This window comes from Idiomarina loihiensis, from assembly GCF_024584785.1.
Classification (GTDB): Bacteria; Pseudomonadota; Gammaproteobacteria; order Enterobacterales; family Alteromonadaceae; genus Pseudidiomarina; species Pseudidiomarina fusca.
The window spans coordinates 1,638,164-1,655,660 of record NZ_CP074112.1 but is presented as its reverse complement, the minus strand read 5'-3'; the positions used below and the strand labels follow the sequence as shown (position 1 = coordinate 1,655,660).

The following is a 17,497-nucleotide window of genomic DNA, read 5'->3' as shown; positions in this document are numbered from 1 at the left end:
TGAACTACCTAGGAATCCTCGGTAGTTGTCTGAGATACTTCGCTGAATATGAATCAATCGATTAACGATTTGAGCTCCTAAGAAATTCATATAAGTTGTGGTTGGCAACTGGATTTCTTTGAGCCGAGGTGTCTCAGTCGCTCGGTAAACAACGTGTAATCGGGTTACTTTACGTTGTGACATACACATATCAAGCCTCCTGCTCACCTGGCTTTGGAAAGCTTAGCAGTAAATCACGGTAATACTCGTACTGCTTTTGCCGCAGCTCGATTTCACGTGGGAGACCTTCGGTTAAGGAGCTAGTAATCGAGTCAAATTTATCCAGTAGGTCGACAACTCTTGATTGCGCATCTAGCGATTTAGTTGTATCACCATGGTATGGAATAGGTACTTTAACTTGTTTCAACGCATTAGCGTTAAACTGAGGTTGCCCTCCACCAGAAACTAATTTATTTGCTTGCTCCCAAAAAAAACTGCTTTGTGCGAAATGCCAGTAGTACTTGGGATGAATAGCCTCACTGAGATTCAATTTTATTAAGAAGCCTGCATATATTGCTGGGTAACCTTCCGAGTAAATCATTGTTTTACCGTAAGTAGCTCCTGTACGGGCCATCAATAAATCGTTCTTTTTGAGAAGGTACTTTTCATTTTCAACCGAAATATCAACATACTTCACATCGCTCGGAATCAACTTACCATCTGTGTTTATGTCTGTAATCCGAACAAACCGCGCATCTCCAGCGTCTTGGGCTTTTGCCGCATACCCATATGTGAATGTACCCAGATCCGCCAAAGGCTTCCACTCCACCTCGCCGCCTTCAAAGCTGAGCAATTTATCGCGGTAGTAGTTGTATTGTTTTTTGCGTGCGGTAAGCTCGGCGGTAAGCTCGGCGGTAAGGGAGGTAAATGCGTCCAAAATTCGGACGATTTCCGCTTGGATTTGCAGCGACTTTTCTGGGTTTTCAGGGCATGGGATTGGGATCCTTAACTTTTTTACAATCGCGGCGTTTATATTGGTTTGAGATCCCGCACCGAGTGCTTTTATAAATTCGTATTGGCTAGCCAAAAAATGAAAAACGTAACGAAAGTTAGCTATGCTCTCATCTAGTTGAATATTTGCACATGCTTGATTTGTAGCCATTGGGACTTTATTGATTCCAACACGGCCTACAGTTGCACCATACATTGCAACAATCACGCAGTTTGCGGGAATCCATTTTGCACTTGATGCTTTCAATCCTAATTCAGTAATTTTTACTCCTGTGTCCCAAATCTCACCAAAATTTACTTCCTGTGTTCTTAACCACGGAATGTCGCCACCATAATATTCAGCAACGCCCGTTTTCGGAGTTCCTCCAGATGACACTTTGATTGCTATTTGCTCGATGGTTCTCCACTCTACACGAGTTTCATTGAAGAATTTATCTATAAAACTTAAGCCCTTCATGCTTCTGCTTCTCCACCCTCAATCTCCGCCACAATCGCATCGATATCCGCACGCAATTTGTCAACCTTGGCAACGGTGGTTTTCAGCTCTGCGTTGAGTTCGGTAATGTCGACAACTTCGCGGTTGTCTTTGGCTTCAACATAACTACTGACGGAGAGATTGTAGTCTTTAGCAACTTCTTCGTATGGAACAGAGCGAGAAAAGTGCGGAATTTCCTCTTTGCTAGAGAATGCTGCCATTATCTGTTGAATGTGCCCCGGATCATTTGGGTCGTCGTTATCCGTAAGGGTGTTATTGTTAGTTTCTTTCTTGAATAAACCACTGGCATCGATGAATTGCACGGAAGTATCTTGCTTATGCTTGGAGAGCACCAAAATATTCACGGCAATGGTAGTACCGAAGAACAAGTTTGGCGCTAACGAAATCACGGTTTCAACGTAGTTGTTATCCACGAGGTACTTACGGATTTTCTGCTCAGCACCGCCGCGATAGAAAATACCAGGGAAACAAACAATGGCTGCACGGCCTTTGCTTGAAAGGTAACTGAGTGCGTGCAACACAAAGGCAAAGTCAGCTTTTGACTTGGGGGCTAGTACACCCGCTGGGGCAAAACGCTCGTCGTTAATCAAGGTGGGGTCATCGCTGCCTATCCATTTCACCGAGTACGGCGGGTTAGAAACAATGGCATCAAACGGCTTGTCATCCAAAAAATGTGGATTCGTAAGCGTATTCCCTAACTGGATATTGAACTTGTCGTAGTTGATGTTGTGCAGGAACATATTCATACGCGCAAGGTTGTAAGTAGTGTGGTTAATTTCCTGCCCGAAGTAACCGTCTTCAATACGATGAACGTCGATATGCTTTCTTGCTTGCATTAGCAGAGAACCCGAACCTGCTGCCGGGTCATAAATTTTATTGATGCTGGTTTGCCCATGTATAGCCAGCAACGCAATGAGCTTCGATACATGTTGCGGGGTGAAGAACTCGCCACCTGATTTCCCGGCATTCGCTGCATAGTTTGAAATAAGAAACTCGTAAGCGTCGCCGAAAAGGTCGATTTGGTTGTCTTCGAAGTTGCCGAAGTCTAACCCGGCTACACCCTTTAATACCGCCGCTAAACGTAGGTTTTTGTCTTTGACGGTATTACCCAAACGGTTGCTGGTGGTGTCGAAATCTGCGAACAAGCCTTTAATGTCATCTTCCGATGCATAGCCGTTGGCTGAATTTTCAATTTCACCAAAGATGCGGGCAAGGTCGGTGTTCAGGCTCTCGTTGTTGTTCGCGGTTTTGGCGATGTTAACGAATAACTGGCTTGGGTAAATGAAATAGCCTTTGGTTTTAATGGCATCGTCTTTGATGTCGTCAGTAATCACCGAATCATCAAGCGATGCATAGTTAATGCTTTCGTCACCGGCTTCAATGTAGCTAGCGAAGTTTTCGCTGATAAAGCGATAGAACAAGGTACCGAGTACATACTGCTTAAAATCCCAGCCGTCTACTGAGCCACGAACGTCGTTGGCAATCTGCCAAATTTGGCGTTGGAGTAGGGCGCGCTGTTGGGTACTTGTCATCATTCTTTCCCTGTTTTAGTCCATTAAATAAGCGTCAATTTTTGTCGCTTGGTTGGCTTGGAATGTTTGCTGTTGTGTGCTCAAAAGAATATCACAAGGTGATGGCGATTTGGGAGCTTTGAATGGGGTATTTGAGTAGAGAGAGGGTATGCGGTAGTCGCATGCGCGGACCACCATTTTTTCAAGTAACGCTAGTTTTTACAGCCGTTTTTATCGCCGGTGATCTTGTCGTGCGTATTCGACCAATGCGAAGGGTTTACCTTCGTATCTATGCCGCAACCCGTTTTCCGCCTTTTTGCTATTGATGAAGAATGGGGTTGCCGCTTGGAGGTGAATGTTTAACAGCCATCATCGTTTCCTCTTTTTGGTTTGCAGAATTGGAATATTCATTGTAGTTTAAATTTTGAGCGGTTTAGGGCTGGTTTGAGCGATAAGCGGACCAACTAAAGCCCAAGTAGCAGCCCCACAATTGCTCAATTTAAAGCCTTTAATCTAACTTCTAACTAAGGTCTATTCGTTTGAAGGCTCAGTTAAACGCTCTGGGACAAAATATGCTCGGTGTTGATATAGCCAAGAAGGCAATAATGCATGCGCTAGTGCCTCAGTACGCAACCTCTGATTGATATTTTGGTCAGTCACAAATTTGCGCTCATCAAAGTTATAGCGACCGGTTCTATCCTCTCCAGGAGTTAAAATCGCCACCCCTTGAGGTGTCATCCATGCGTAGTTATTACCAAATTGCATCATCGCACGATTAGCTGGTGGCACGGTGTCATTAGAAATATCCTGACCTATCGCAGGCGTCCAGGCAGATATACCTGCAAGCGATATAACCGTGGGCATTAAGTCGATCTGACTGGTAATTTCATTAATCTCTTTGGGTTGAATAGAGCCTCCCAGAATGAGTCCTGGGATGCGGAACTTTTGGATGGGAACTAATTCGTTTCCATAGACGCGCGTATCGTGATCAGCAACAATCAAAAAAATCGTATCTTCCCAGTAATTACTCGTCTTTGCTTTGTCGATAAACTTACCCAGCGCAAAGTCAGCGTATTTGACAGCGTTTTCTACCGTGTTTTTGGGCGTAGAATAGAGCTCGACTTCATCGTCCGGAAACTCGAAGGGTTCGTGGTTTGACGAAGTAAATACCAAGCTAAAAAAGGGCGTATTCTTTTTAGCTAGTTTCTCAAACCTTTTATCAGCGGTGTCAAACAGGTCCTCATCGCTCGCTCCCCAGCTACCGACAAACTTGGGGTTATCAATGTCACTCTGTCCAAGAATAGACTGGAAACCGTTACTTGCGAAAAAGCTCCCCATGTTATCAAAGTGGGTTTCACCACCATAAAGAAATTCAGTGAAATATCCCTCCCGCGACAACAGATCAGCAGCGGTATAAAAATCTTGCTGAGACAATGATAGTTTCACTGTACTCCTTCCCGGAGTGGGTAAGAAGCTGGAAATAACCGCCTCAATACCACGAACTGACCGAGTGCCTGTTGCGTAAAGCTGCTGAAACCACCACCCTTCCTTCCTAAGTTGCTGTAGGTTTGGCGTGACATTGATACCACCGAGATCTTCAACAAAAGTCGCGCCTAAGCTTTCCTCCAAAATAACGACGATATTTTTGGGTTTGTCGAAGCTCCGGGAGGCTTTATTAAAGTGCACTGTGGGGTATTCCTCAGATGGAAATGCCTTGTCTGCCAGGTGTGGCTGGGCTCGAACTGTGTTAAGAATTTCCTCTAAGCTGGCATCTCCATAGATTCGTGAGGCATTTTCCTCGTGCCGCATACTGTAAATTGCGTACTCTAGCGAATAGGCCGAACTGATAACTAAACTATTCACCAAAGCATCCGATGTAACGGCAAAAAATGCGGGGTTCGCAGGACGATGTGCTAAGGTTGAACGCACGCCGGCAAAAGCAAGCACCATCAAAAGCGGCCAAGCAATAAGCGCCCTGCCAGTGTATTGATTATGACCATAAGTTGCCTGGTTTAGTCGCTTAGCAAGCTTAATTAGTCCGTACAGGCAAATACTTAACACTCCCACGGTCAAAAGTAACCAGATTTTAAATCCTCCCCAAAGGGTACTTAGCACTTCCTTGGGGTACTCTAAATACTCAATAAACAGACGGTTAGGCCGTAAATCGTATTGCATAACAAAAGCAGGCGTTGAGATCTCCATAAACGTGATATAGGTGATAGCAATAATCAACCAAATGCTTTGAACTTTTTGCCAAGCTCTTGCACCCCAACGATTTAAAAATAATGGCGCGAATAGCAATAGAGGTAATGTTAGATAACCCATTTGAACGATGTCTGCTCTGAGGCCCATCAACATCAGGTAACTGAGGTTTCCTGCCTCAGTTACGCGATCAAACTGCCATATAAATAATAGTAAGCGACTAATACTTAGTATAATTAAGCCCAGCGAAAAGCCCGCTATAAGCGTCCGGTATTGGAATAGCGACGGCTTCAGTTCTCTTAGTAAAGGTGTATTGCTCATTAGTAGCCCAACTCAGTTCTGATAATGAACGCAATACTAAAAAACAAACCTTAAGCTGAACTTAATATTGACTGCTTACTATGCAATTTTTCATTCCTAATGAGGTGACTATGAAACCGGGGAAAACTGGCGTAGCCCGAATAATCGACGCAACGCAGTATTCCATGAAAGGGCTTAGAGCGGCGTGGCGTTTTGAAGCGGCCTTTCGACAAGAGGTACTTTTATTGTTGGTGTTGCTGCCAGTTTTAGTGATAGCAGAGCTTGAGCTTTCAGAGCGGTTGCTACTGCTTATGTCATTGCTTGGTTTACTTATTACAGAGCTACTGAACTCCGCCATTGAAGCGGTTGTCGACCGCATTGGCCCCGACTTTCACGAGCTCAGCGGTCGAGCAAAAGACATCGCCTCCGCTGCAGTATTCATTGCTATCAGTCAGTTCATCGTCGTTTGGGTAGCTGTGTTATGGCCGCTTTAGAGTCCATGACGGTTTGGAGGCGTTGGACACGTGTTTTGGTGGTTTTTGTGGCTTTATTACTGGTCGTAGAATTTTTAGAGCTTAAGTTTTGGGTCGCCAATACTTTATACCAGCTCGAAGGGGGACAGTGGTCTTTACGGCACCATTTTATCACTGAAACGATTCTTCATGACGGTATACGGAAGCTTAATCTCGCATTTGTAGTGTTTGTCCTATTCCTAACCGTGGCTCAGTTCTTACCAACCAAAAGGGACAGCAAGCGGCGCCGGTATGTATTGTTACTCTTATCGGTTTTGTTGTCTTTTGGTTTAGTGAATTACCTTAAGGCTATGCTTGGTATGGACTGTCCTTGGGATTTGCAATTATACGGAGGAGCCAAACCATATATCAGCTTATGGTCGTTCAACGACACTCATTTTGGGTCGGGTCGGTGCTTCCCTTCGGGACATTCAAGTATTGGCTTTGCCTGGATTGCTCTGTACTTTTTCTGGCGTAAAAGCAGACCTTTTCTTGCGAGAGCTTCGCTGACTCTGTCACTTTCTTCCGGCTTTGTACTTGGAGGTGTTCAACAGCTCCGGGGCGCACACTTCTTTATTGATGACATAACAACAGCATTCATCTGTTGGAGCGTTTCTTTATTTATCTTTCATATAGGTGAGCAATATGCAGCGACTGACGCTTAATTTTCCAGCTCTATTAATACTCGTTGCGGCTTGGCTTGCTCTTGCATACTCGGGTCCTCTTATGAGTGCGTTGAGTGAATACGGGGTTCATGGGTTCACGCAAGTCAAACTGGTGGTGTTCATTGCTTTTTTCTATACTGTTGCGCTCGCCATCAGCCGATGCGTTAATGCTTTCAAGCCATTCGCAATATTGTTGTTTGTTCTTGCTGCTCCTGCACTTTTTTACATGTCGGAATATGGCATTATCATTGATGCAGATATGATAATTAATGCAATTGAGACCGATACGGCTGAGGCTCGCGACCAACTCTCTGGGAGTTTTTTTGAAACCTTCATAACACTTGGTGTTATCCCTTCGTTATTGCTGGCGTATATAAAACTCCCCCCTTCCAGTACGGCAACAAAAATAAAACAAGGCATTGCAGCGGCGACTTGCTTTTCAGTATTAGCGGTCGGTATCGCTTACACCAGTTATGACGACTTCGCTTCTTTATTTCGCAACCATCGAGATGTGAAGTACAGAGTCGCTCCTTTCAACGTCATATCAGCAACCGTCTCGGCTTTGAAACGAAAATTAGAGACCCCAACTCAATTTATAAGATTAGGGCAAGATGCCTTTCAGGTAAGTACGTCTGAAAAACCGAGAGTCATGGTAATCGTTTTGGGTGAGACAGCGCGAGCGGACCATTTTTCAATCAATAACTATGCTCGGCTGACAACGCCTTCACTGAATGCGCTCATGACATCAGAGCCAATATTCAGCTATAAAAGCGCTACATCGTGTGGAACGGCAACTGCTATTTCAGTGCCGTGCATGTTCAGTTTTTTAACAGCTGATAATTACTCGGATGTTGCTAGAAACTCGAGTAATGTATTAGATGTTTTAGAAACTGCCGGTATTAATGCAACATGGATAGAAAATAACTCTGGCTGCAAAGATGTCTGTAATCGAATTAAAACCGTCAAAATGAGTGAGTCCCGATGTGGGGAGTTGGAATGCTATGATGTAGATATGCTCGAACAACTCAAATCTTGGTTAAGCAATTTGCATCAGGACTCAATTATTGTGCTTCATCAAATGGGAAGTCATGGGCCTGCCTATTACGAACGGTCGCCTAACGAAATGAAACGGTTTTTACCCGAATGCAAAAGTCAAGAGCTGTCGAATTGTTCTGTGGATGAAATTACTAATGCTTATGACAACAGTTTGCTCGTCACCGACCAACTTGTAAGTCAGGTCATAAAGTTATTGAAAAGCCATACTGAACTGGACAGCAGTATGATGTATGTATCTGACCATGGTGAATCACTAGGGAATAACGGTATCTATCTGCATGGCTTGCCTAACTGGATAGCTCCAGAAGAACAACGTCACATACCCTGGATAGTATGGCCATCCGACACATTTAATGTAAGTAAACACGAAACGGGCGCTACTATCAGTCATGATAATTTTTCGCATACGATCCTGGGCTACTTTAATGTTGAAGCCTCTGTTTACAACGAACACCTTGACTTAACTAAACCTGATGGACGGTAAGCACATGCGTTTGCTACTCCTAGAAGATGATAAATATTTGGCTGAAGGAATAATCAAGGGGCTAGGCCGAATGGGATACCTGGTTGAGCTAGCGGCAAACTTGTCTCAAGCTGAGACCGCCCTTAGGACAGATCAATTTGACCTTGCAATATTTGATCTCGGACTGCCCGATGGAAATGCCGTACCACTGATTAAAAAGTTAAGGAAAGCAGGCCAAGAAATCCCGATTCTCGTACTTACAGCGTGGGATGATATTGATACTAAAGTACTGGCATTAAACGAAGGCGCCAACGACTATGTGGTTAAGCCTTTTGAATTACGCGAATTAGAAGCGCGTATTCGAGTGCAGGTTCGCAAAGCAAACCAACACTTAAACGATATTATAACCTGTGGGCAACTGAATATTGACCTATCATCGCAGGAATGCCGTTTTCGTGACAAAACAATTAATTTGACTCGGCTTGAGTGGCTGTTGCTGAAACAGTTAGCGCTGCATAAAGGAAAAATAGTGAGTAAAGAGCAATTAGCGAGTGCGTGCTATGGCTGGGGAGGCGAACATGAGAGTAATTCGCTAGAAGTACACATTCACCATTTACGCAAGAAAATCGATGGTAATCTTATCTCAACGATAAGAGGCCTAGGTTATCGCTTACAAGATGAGTCATCATGAGCCTGTGGTCACTTCGTCGCTCATTGGTTGTTGGCATCAACTTAGCCGTGGTGACTGTACTTGCCGTCACGGCTTGGGCGAGTTACAGAGATATTCTGCATGAGCTGGATGAGGTTTTTGATGCGCAACTTGCTCAGACCGCAAAGTCGCTCGCAACGTTTTATGCGCCCGCTAAAAATAAACTGTCTGTCACTCAAATAATTCCGATATCGCAATATGATGATACCGGAGAGGATAGCTACGCTGAAGAAAAAGGTCCCAGCGGCCATAAATACGAGTCTAAGATTGGCTATCAAATTTACAATGTCGACGGTAATTTGCTGGCTTCAACAAACCAGGCTCAATCATTGAACCTTAAGGGCTTAGAAGCGGGTTACCATACATTAAAGAGTGACAAAAACACGTGGTTTATCTTTAGCTACTTCGAGGAATCCAAAGGCATATGGGTTCATACTTTTCAGCGTCAGGATGTTCGAGGTGAGCTGAGTGGCTACTTGGCCTCAGAGCAACTCTATCCACTATTATTAATGTGGGTTCCAATTAGCCTAATAATACTCCTCATCGTTTATATTGTCCTAAAACCCGTAAACCGTTTTGCTGCAGACCTAAGAGCTAGGGAGTTAAATAATTTGTCGCCAGTTGAGTCCGAACTGCCTAATGAGTTGGTTCCGATCCGGCAAGCACTCAATCGGTTGTTGCATCAAATTAAAATGTTCTCGGAACGCGAAAAGCGGTTTGTCGCTGATGCTTCTCACGAACTGCGCACACCGTTAAGCGCAATCCAAGTACACGCCGAAAATGTCATTTCAGCTGATTCACTTGACGATGCCAAGCACTCTGGCAGGTCCATTTTTAACTCCGTGGAGCGAATGTCACGCCTTGTTAATCAACTGTTGTTGTTGAACCGGCTTGATAGCCTAAACTTTACTGAAAAGTTTGAGGAAGTTGAAATCAGTAAGTTGGTCTCTTTGGCGCTAAATCACTTACCAATCAATAAAGTGGAAAATCACCAATGGCACATTGATGTTTCCTCTATTCGAATAATTTGTGACGAAACTCTTATCGTTAGTGTTTTAACCAACCTGTTGTCCAATGCAATGAAATTTTCGCCGAAAGGTTCGAAAATACAGGTAGTCGCGCTCGAGACTGCTAACAGAGTCATTATCAAGGTTGCTGATGAAGGCAAGGGTGTCCCTAAAGAAACACTTGAGCGGTTGGGGGAGCGCTTCTATCGACTTCAAGAACATAGTGCTGTATCAGGCGCTGGTTTAGGCCTGTCGATTACACAAAAGATAGTGCAACTGCACCATGGAAAAATTTCATTCAACAACTCATATCCCACGGGGCTTGAAGTGCACATAGAGTTACCTAAGTGAAACCTTGGGAAGTGATCGTATTTTACTGTTGGTGCCTCTAACAATTAATCTCATGAGGTGCTAGCGTCCGCAATTGGCACAAAGCAGACCAAATTACCCGGTTCATCAAGTTCATCTGGCAGATTCAGAATGTTATCAACCTCGAAGTCGATCTTTAAATACTCGCTCATTACTTCGTAGCATATTTATGCGGGTTTTCGTTACTCACAAGGTGTCATGTCATTGAGTGGATCGGTAACTTGCGTGCCCAGATTTTCGGTTCTGCCACAGCAGCTAAAGCTTTTTTATGATGTCTTCTTGCATCTGTGACTTAAGACTCAACTCAGCATACATCTACTTGAGCCGGCGGCTTTGTCGCCATGCTTTGCATGAGCTTCAATCAATACTTTAATTATTGTTGCGTCGCTAGCGCCAGCAAGCGGCTGGCGTTTTCGCATCATTCTGATCAATACTCATAGCAGCACAATCGGTGTCCAACGCCTGGGCACCTGTGGCTGTGGCCGTAAGCGTGTAAGTTTCGGCGCCGATGTTGCTGGCACTAAAGCTATAGAACTCGCTGCTGGGGTTGGTGCCGAGATCCGCTATGCTGGCGTAGCTACTATTTCTTAAGCGATATTCTTCTTGCGCGAGCTGTAATTTCAGCAGTTCAGTGATGGCGTCGGCGCGGCGACTTGCTCTAACATAGTCGACGTAGTTGGGGTAGGCGATGCTGCCGAGGATGCCGAGAATAGCAACGACGATCATAAGCTCGATGAGGGTGATGCCTGCCAACGTTTTTTTAACTTGCATTTATTACAACCGTCCATACTATGCTAGGTAAGATACATCATTAGTATTACACTTTTAGGCGAAACGCAATGCAGCGTGGTTTTACTTTATTAGAGCTGTTGGTGACTGTGGCCATTCTCAGCATAGTGCTGGGAATGGGGGTTCCGGCTACGCTCGATTTAGCTCGGTCGCTACGATTGCAGGGGGCGGCACAGGATACCTATGCCTTGCTGCAGTACGCGCGATCGGATGCGTTGGCGACTGGGCAGCAGCGTTTTGTGGTGTGGGACGATGAAGACGGCGCCTGGTGTGCGGCGGTAGCCGACACGGCGGACTGTGATTGTCTGGAAGAAGATTGCGCGATTGATGGCGTACTACGGCAAATCTCCAGTGCTGACTATCATCAAGTAGAACTGCTCAGTAGTACCTTTGCGGCTGGCGAATTTACCGCCTTTGATGGCATGCGCGGCTTGGCTGAAGGCAATGCGGGCACGGTCATTTATCAGTTGAGCGACAGTACCGGGGCGATGGAAAAACAAGTGCAATTGGTGGTGAGCTCGTTGGGGCGCATTCGCTATTGTCAGGTGGGCGATGTGGGGAGTTATCCGGCATGTTAAAGCAACGCGGCCTGTCGCTGATCGAACTGATGATTACTATTAGTCTGGGGCTGGTGTTGATGGCTGGCTTGGCGAGTGTGTTCTCAGCCACGCTTGGTACTAACTCAAACAGTTTGCGCTTAAGTCAGTTGCATGAAGAAACCACCGCGGTGATGGATTTGTTGGTAGGTGATGTGCGTCGCGCTGGGTATCGAAGCGATGCACACCTGTTAGTGACAGATGCCGAAAATGCTATTACGGCTTTTAATGAATCCGTGCTAGTGAGCGCTCACCCTGATGAAGCAGCAGCATCCTGCTTGTTGTTTGACTACGATGCGGATGCCGATGGTGTGCATGATGGTAACGTGGAGCGATTCGGCTATCGGTTACGAAACGATCAAATTCAGCGCCGTCAAGGCGGTGCCGGTTGTGATGAAAACGGATGGGAAGGTTTAACCAGTCCTGATTTGGTGCGAGTTGAACAACTGCAGTTTGTGCTGACGGAGCGCATGTTGGATGAAGTTACCGAACAGGTCGTGTTTATTGAAGCGCGGTTGAGTGTGCCTAGTGATGCCGCGCTGGATCGCGAGTTTATGACCGAGGTGGTGCTACGTAATGCGTTCTAAGCCAGTGTTGCCACCACAGCAGTTACGATATGGCTACCAAGCTGGCTATGCCACCTTGACGATCTCGGTGATGCTGTTGGCGATTTTGATTTTGGTGACCTTGTACACGGCTCGTTTTAAGGTACAAGAGCAGCGTATTATGCGTAATCATTTAGCCGCGCAAGAGGCCACTATGGTGGCCGATGCAGCGTTAGAGCGAGTTATCAGTGAGCTAGATGATGACAAGACTAACTTGGATCGAACGCTGAGTGGCACGCTAGGTGGCGCCAGTTATACCGCGACCATAAGCAGCCAACGTTTTGACGATACCCTACGTGGGGTGGTGGATATCGTTGATGTGGTGATTTCCGCACGTTCGGCTGATGGGCGGGGGCAGCGTACGGTGCGCCAACAACTAGCTGTATTGCCGATCATTCGTTCCGCACCTGATACGCCAGTGGCAGTTCGTGGCTCGATGAACGTCTCTGGTAACTTTAAAGTGGCGGCGAACCCGAATGGCGGTGGTGATGGGGTGCCATTATCTATTTGGACTTCAGGTGATGTGGATATCAACGGTAGTGGCAGCACCTGTGGCCAACAAGAGTTCGAGGAAGGACGCTGTGATTCTAACCCCTTTAGTGAGCGGGGTGACCACGGTGTCGATATTTTAGATAACGACCCGAATTTTCCTGATGACTTGCTGGAGTATTTGTTTGGCGTGCCCTCGTCACAGTGGCAATCACTTAAAGCATCAGCCAGCCAGATTGTGCCTAATTGCAGCAGTTTAAATGCAGCCAGCACTGGGTTTATTTGGGTAACAGGCTCTTGTGCCCCTGGAGGCTCTATCGGCAGCCCGGAGAACCCGGTAGCAATAGTGGTTGAAAGTGCCAATGTGCAGATTAACGGCAATGTGGTCATTCATGGCTTGTTGTTTGCGTTTACGCGACCGGATGACTTAAATACGTACGACTTAAAACTCAATGGTGGTGCACGGATTGAAGGGGCGGTGATGGCGAATCGTGACCCTAAGCTCTCTAACGGGAGTTTGGAAGTACGATACAGCCAAGAAGTACTGACCAATATTGTCACCAACGATAAGTTTCGACGGTTATTTCGCATAGGAGGAAGTTGGCGTGATTTCTAGACAACAACGCGGCTTTACCTTTGTTGAGGTGCTGGTGGCGCTGGTGATTATTGCCGTAGGCGTTACCGGTTTAGTGAGTTTGCAACGTACCTTTACCCAAGGTTCGGTGCGTGCTGCTGAGCGCAGTGCCGCCTTAGAAATCGCCCAGCATCGATTAGAGTTGCTTCGCTTTAACGAATACGCCGATATTGTTTCTGGCAGTGCGACTGTGGCTCGCGATGGCAAAGATTATCAAGTGGTGTGGACGGTAAGCCCGCAATATTACCACAATGGCTGGAAAACCAGTGGCGATGTAGGCTTACCCAACCCCTTACCCAGTGAACCCGATGCCAAGGCGGCTTTGGTACAGGTGAGTTGGACCAGTCGTGGCGGTGAAGCCGATGCTGCTAGTGTCGAAGGCTGGTTAAGTAAATTTAATATGCGTGATGGCGGCTTGGTGATAACCAATCCACCGCCCCGCAGCGAACCCAAGGTGACTTATAACCCGGGCGCAGCGCCTGAGGTTATTGCCATCAAATTAACCGACGATAGCAATGCGACCTTGTTTCAAGTGAAAGAAACGACCCGGCCGACGCCTTCGGTGCTGACCAAAGATGGGCGACGTATGGTGACCTTTGATACGGTGACCTATGACCAAGCCACGCAAACCCAACGCGTCGAAGACTTTGCCACGGTGGAGTGTTTGTGCAAATTTGTGGGGATACAGGATAATGTGGGGCGTACTCCCCAACGGTTGATCTTAAAAGATGACCAATTAACGCTAGACCCCGATGGCGGCAAGTTGGTACGTAAAATGGTGGGGGCTCCAGCGGATACCAATCAACCTGAGCTGTGTGTTGAATGCTGTCGCGACCATCATGACAACGAAGAAATGGTAGCCAGTGGGAACGTCTATCGGGAAGAAAGCGCAGCGGCGCGGTTGCCGAGTGGTGACCATCGACATTTTAGAGCATCGAGTTTTATTTTGGGCACCGGATTAGCCCAAGCCAGCCTCAATGAAAACTATCTGGAAGTATGCCGGATGCGGCGTATTGACGGTTGGTATGAAGTGTATCCCGATTGGGAGATGCAAGCTGTTACTGTCTCCACCTCTGAGTACTTAGTGGATGAAGCCAGTAACCAGACCTATGCCAATTATGTGCGCGCGGTGATCCGTGCCTTGGTGTTAGGCGAGGCGCTACCGGCGGCTCCTAATGATCGTGATGCGACGCTGATGAATGGTTCTTATCAGCTGATTGGGCGCGCTATTTATCTAGATAAAATGAGTGATAGCCATCTGCAGGCGGTCATTAGTGCGATTCAGAACGATGAAGATGATTGGCTCACTAAAGTGCCCTTTTATGAGGTTAACAACACGCTGTTAGGTGATTGGGATTCGTCTAATACTGGCGTGGCCACAGTCACCAATGATGAAATAGAAACTATCGTCGATCCTGATCGTAATTATTACGGAAACTACAGTCGTGGGCGCTTAACCACAGTGGCTGGTGGCACCACCCAGGTTACAATGCTGAGCCAAGGCGGTAATACCGGAATTATCGGGCGACCACCGATTCATGTGCGAGATATTGGCCGTGATATCAGCAGTGCCATGAACATTACCGTAGAAGAGCGTAGCGGCGAGACTACTTATTTTGCTGTCTCGGGTGAGTTCCATTGTCTATTTAACAAAGTAACTGGTAATTCGGCCAGCTGGCAAGACTGTAAGAAAAACGATTATAACGGCTTAACTATTAGCGCGTCTGATTTAAATGTGACCTGTTCTTTTAGTTTTGTGGGCAAATCAGCCACCCCGATTTATTCCTGTAATGGGATTCAGCAGGGCAGTTCATTAAGCATTCAGTTTGGCTCGTCAAATCCGGGCATGGTGTTTACTCCTTCGGTAATTTCGGTATCGAATATTCAGGCTAATGACCCAGAGCAAGATATAGATATTCGTATCAACAACTGATCCAATCCACGGCTAACCTGTGGTACTATCGAGCCAATTTTAATTGACGAGATAGGCCACTAGCCGACATGTCTGTTGTGATTCAAGCTGATCAGCTGACTTCTGTGCGTGCCGGGCGCACGTTGTTTGCGCAGCTTTCGCTGCAATTGAATGCAGGCCATATTCTGCATATTGAAGGCCCTAATGGGGCCGGCAAATCAACCTTATTAAGAATCATTGCTGGGTTATTACGTCCGCAAGAGGGCCAAGTGCGACTGTTTGGCCAACCGCAGCGTGATGATCCCGAGTTATGGCAACGACAAACCCTTTTTATTGGCCATAAACCTGCGGTAAAAGCTGAGCTGACAGCGCTGGAGAACTTGCATTTTCAAGCGCAATTAGATGGCGCTGGCGCTATAGACCCTTGGCAGCTATTAGAAACCGTTGGTTTGCTTGGCTTAGAAGATATTCCTGCGCAACAGCTATCGGCTGGGCAGCAACGCCGAATTGCGTTAGCGCGGCTATGGTATAGCCCTGCGACTTTATGGATCCTTGACGAACCCTTCACCGCCCTAGATACTCGCGGCATTGATATGCTCCATCAGCGTTTTGCTGAACACTTAGAGCGTGGTGGCGCGTTATTGCTAACCTCGCATCAGCCGTTAACTTGGTCGGGCGAGCGCTTGCAAAAATTACGGATTGAGCCCCAAGACGAGGAGTTTGTCGATGAGCTTAGTTGAGACCAACTCGCGTTGTAGTAATCAAGCATCAACCTTTGCGTTATTGCGCGTGATCATGCGCCGTGATTTAGCGGTGACCTTGCGCCGCCGTAGCGATGTGATTAACCCATTGCTGTTTGTGGTGATCGTGGTGACGCTGTTTCCATTGGCGGTAGGGCCTGGGCCGGATATTTTAGCGCGTATCGCCACCGGGGTGATTTGGGTCGCTGCTTTGTTGTCGGCTTTACTCGGCTCTGAGCGCTTATTTCGCGATGATTATTTAGATGGCTCGTTAGAACAAATGACGTTGCTGCCGGTGCCGTTGGCGGTGCTGGCATTGGGCAAAATTCTGGTGCATTGGTTGTTAAGTGGCTTGCCACTGGTGATCTTAGCGCCGCTGTGTGCGTTATTATTAAAGTTACCGTTTGAGGCGTGGGGCGTGCTGATGCTCACCCTCTTATTAGGTACTCCTATGTTGAGTGCCATGACTGCGATAGGAGCTGCGCTGACGGTTAGTTTAGGCCGCGGTGGGGCATTATTGAGCTTATTACTGCTGCCGTTGTTTATCCCTTTGTTGATATTTGCAGCGGCCGCCGTTGAAAGTACTCTAGTAGGTACGTCCGCGCTTGGCCAAGTGTTACTCTTGGCGGGGCTTATGGTTTTAACGCTGACTTTGGCACCGCTTGCGGTGGCAGCAGCAATCCGAGTGAGTGTGAACTAACAATGTGGAAATGGTTACACCCGTATGCAAAAGGTGAGGCAACCTACCGGTTGCTAGGCGCTTGGTTACCTTGGTTGGCTGGCAGTGCCTTGGTGACCTTAACGGTTGGCTTGGTGTGGGGAATGCTGTTCGCACCTAGCGATTACCAGCAGGGCGATAGCTATCGCATCATCTTTATTCATGTGCCATCAGCGATGTTCTCGATGGGCGCTTACACGGCGATGGCGATTACCGCTTTGATTGCTTTGGTGTGGCAAATTCGCACCGCGGAATGGGCCATTGCGGCCATAGCTCCGGTCGGTGCCGTGCTGACTTTTATTGCGCTCTTTACCGGTGCCGTCTGGGGTAAGCCCATGTGGGGAACTTGGTGGGAATGGGATGCGCGGTTAACCTCACAACTGATTCTACTGTTTTTGTACATCGGGGTGTTGGCACTGTACTATGCCTTTACCGATGCGCGTACTGGGGCTAAAGCGGCAAGTGTGCTGGCGTTAGTCGGGGTGGTGAACGTGCCGATCATCCATTTTTCGGTGTACTGGTGGAACAGCCTGCACCAAGGGGCCACCATCACTAAATTTGAAAAGCCGTCGATGGCCCCCGAGATGCTGATCCCATTGCTGATTAGCATTTTGGGCTTTGCGCTCTTAACCGGGGCGTTAGTCTGTCAGCGGTTACGCAACGAAATTTTGAAGCAAGAAATACATCGGCCTTGGGTTCACGCCCAACTAGGCGTGGCTGAGCAGGAGCGGTAA

General features: G+C 47.0%; 16 protein-coding genes. 12 read left to right on the top strand and 4 right to left on the bottom strand.

The window, feature by feature from the left end; genetic code table 11:
* Positions 1-190: 190 nt before the first annotated feature.
* The 3 genes from KGF88_RS08025 to KGF88_RS08015 form a co-directional block, all read right to left on the bottom strand.
* Positions 191-1,447 carry a restriction endonuclease subunit S gene (locus tag KGF88_RS08025; RefSeq protein WP_153825937.1) on the bottom strand — a complete coding sequence of 419 codons (1,257 nt, stop codon included), beginning with the start codon at positions 1,445-1,447 and terminating at the stop codon, positions 191-193.
* On the bottom strand, positions 1,444-3,018 hold the full coding sequence (locus KGF88_RS08020; protein ID WP_153826000.1) for a type I restriction-modification system subunit M: 1,575 nt from the start codon (positions 3,016-3,018) through the stop codon (positions 1,444-1,446). Before KGF88_RS08020 ends, KGF88_RS08025 begins: the two co-directional genes overlap by 4 nt.
* A 510-nt stretch (positions 3,019-3,528) precedes the next feature.
* Positions 3,529-5,520, bottom strand: coding sequence for an LTA synthase family protein (locus tag KGF88_RS08015; protein WP_153825936.1), 1,992 nt, complete (start codon positions 5,518-5,520; stop codon positions 3,529-3,531).
* A 110-nt stretch (positions 5,521-5,630) separates the two neighbouring features.
* On the opposite strand from KGF88_RS08015, the gene KGF88_RS08010 reads away from it, so the two are divergent.
* The 5 genes from KGF88_RS08010 to KGF88_RS07990 are packed head-to-tail and all read left to right on the top strand — an operon-like array spanning position 5,631 to position 10,262.
* The gene (locus tag KGF88_RS08010; RefSeq protein ID WP_153825935.1) at positions 5,631-5,993 is read left to right on the top strand and encodes a diacylglycerol kinase; all 363 of its coding nucleotides are present in this window, start codon (positions 5,631-5,633) and stop codon (positions 5,991-5,993) included.
* Positions 5,981-6,676, top strand: a complete 696-nt coding sequence (locus tag KGF88_RS08005; protein WP_153825934.1) for a phosphatase PAP2 family protein — start codon at positions 5,981-5,983, stop codon at positions 6,674-6,676. The genes KGF88_RS08010 and KGF88_RS08005 overlap by 13 nt, the downstream gene beginning before the upstream one ends.
* On the top strand, positions 6,657-8,216 hold the full coding sequence (locus tag KGF88_RS08000) for a phosphoethanolamine transferase (protein ID WP_153825933.1): 1,560 nt from the start codon (positions 6,657-6,659) through the stop codon (positions 8,214-8,216). Before KGF88_RS08005 ends, KGF88_RS08000 begins: the two co-directional genes overlap by 20 nt.
* A gap of 4 nt (positions 8,217-8,220) precedes the next feature.
* Positions 8,221-8,886, top strand: coding sequence for a response regulator (locus KGF88_RS07995; protein WP_110076795.1), 666 nt, complete (start codon positions 8,221-8,223; stop codon positions 8,884-8,886).
* A complete protein-coding gene (locus tag KGF88_RS07990) occupies positions 8,883-10,262 on the top strand; it encodes an ATP-binding protein (RefSeq protein WP_153825932.1) in 1,380 nt (459 codons plus the stop codon). Before KGF88_RS07995 ends, KGF88_RS07990 begins: the two co-directional genes overlap by 4 nt.
* Positions 10,263-10,667: 405 nt before the next feature.
* On the opposite strand, the gene KGF88_RS07985 is transcribed toward KGF88_RS07990, so the two are convergent.
* Positions 10,668-11,051 (bottom strand): type IV pilin protein, encoded by a 384-nt coding sequence (locus KGF88_RS07985; RefSeq protein ID WP_153825931.1) that lies wholly within the window; start codon positions 11,049-11,051, stop codon positions 10,668-10,670.
* Positions 11,052-11,119: 68 nt separating this feature from the next.
* On the opposite strand from KGF88_RS07985, the gene KGF88_RS07975 reads away from it, so the two are divergent.
* The 7 genes from KGF88_RS07975 (at position 11,120) to KGF88_RS07945 (ending at position 17,497) form a co-directional block, all read left to right on the top strand.
* Positions 11,120-11,647, top strand: coding sequence for a GspH/FimT family pseudopilin (locus KGF88_RS07975; protein WP_153825930.1), 528 nt, complete (start codon positions 11,120-11,122; stop codon positions 11,645-11,647).
* Positions 11,641-12,252: a prepilin-type N-terminal cleavage/methylation domain-containing protein gene (locus KGF88_RS07970; RefSeq protein ID WP_110074939.1), complete on the top strand. Its 612-nt coding sequence runs from the start codon at positions 11,641-11,643 to the stop codon at positions 12,250-12,252. Before KGF88_RS07975 ends, KGF88_RS07970 begins: the two co-directional genes overlap by 7 nt.
* Positions 12,242-13,375, top strand: coding sequence for a pilus assembly PilX N-terminal domain-containing protein (locus tag KGF88_RS07965; protein ID WP_153825929.1), 1,134 nt, complete (start codon positions 12,242-12,244; stop codon positions 13,373-13,375). The genes KGF88_RS07970 and KGF88_RS07965 overlap by 11 nt, the downstream gene beginning before the upstream one ends.
* Complete coding sequence (locus KGF88_RS07960; protein ID WP_153825928.1) at positions 13,365-15,326, top strand: type IV pilus modification PilV family protein; 1,962 nt, start codon at positions 13,365-13,367, stop codon at positions 15,324-15,326. Before KGF88_RS07965 ends, KGF88_RS07960 begins: the two co-directional genes overlap by 11 nt.
* 68 nt (positions 15,327-15,394) lie before the next feature.
* Positions 15,395-16,045: a cytochrome c biogenesis heme-transporting ATPase CcmA gene (gene ccmA, locus KGF88_RS07955; protein ID WP_153825927.1), complete on the top strand. Its 651-nt coding sequence runs from the start codon at positions 15,395-15,397 to the stop codon at positions 16,043-16,045.
* 55 nt (positions 16,046-16,100) lie between these two features.
* A complete protein-coding gene (ccmB, locus tag KGF88_RS07950; protein WP_228759452.1) occupies positions 16,101-16,745 on the top strand; it encodes a heme exporter protein CcmB in 645 nt (214 codons plus the stop codon).
* A 2-nt stretch (positions 16,746-16,747) separates the two neighbouring features.
* The gene (locus KGF88_RS07945) at positions 16,748-17,497 is read left to right on the top strand and encodes a heme ABC transporter permease (RefSeq protein WP_110074934.1); all 750 of its coding nucleotides are present in this window, start codon (positions 16,748-16,750) and stop codon (positions 17,495-17,497) included.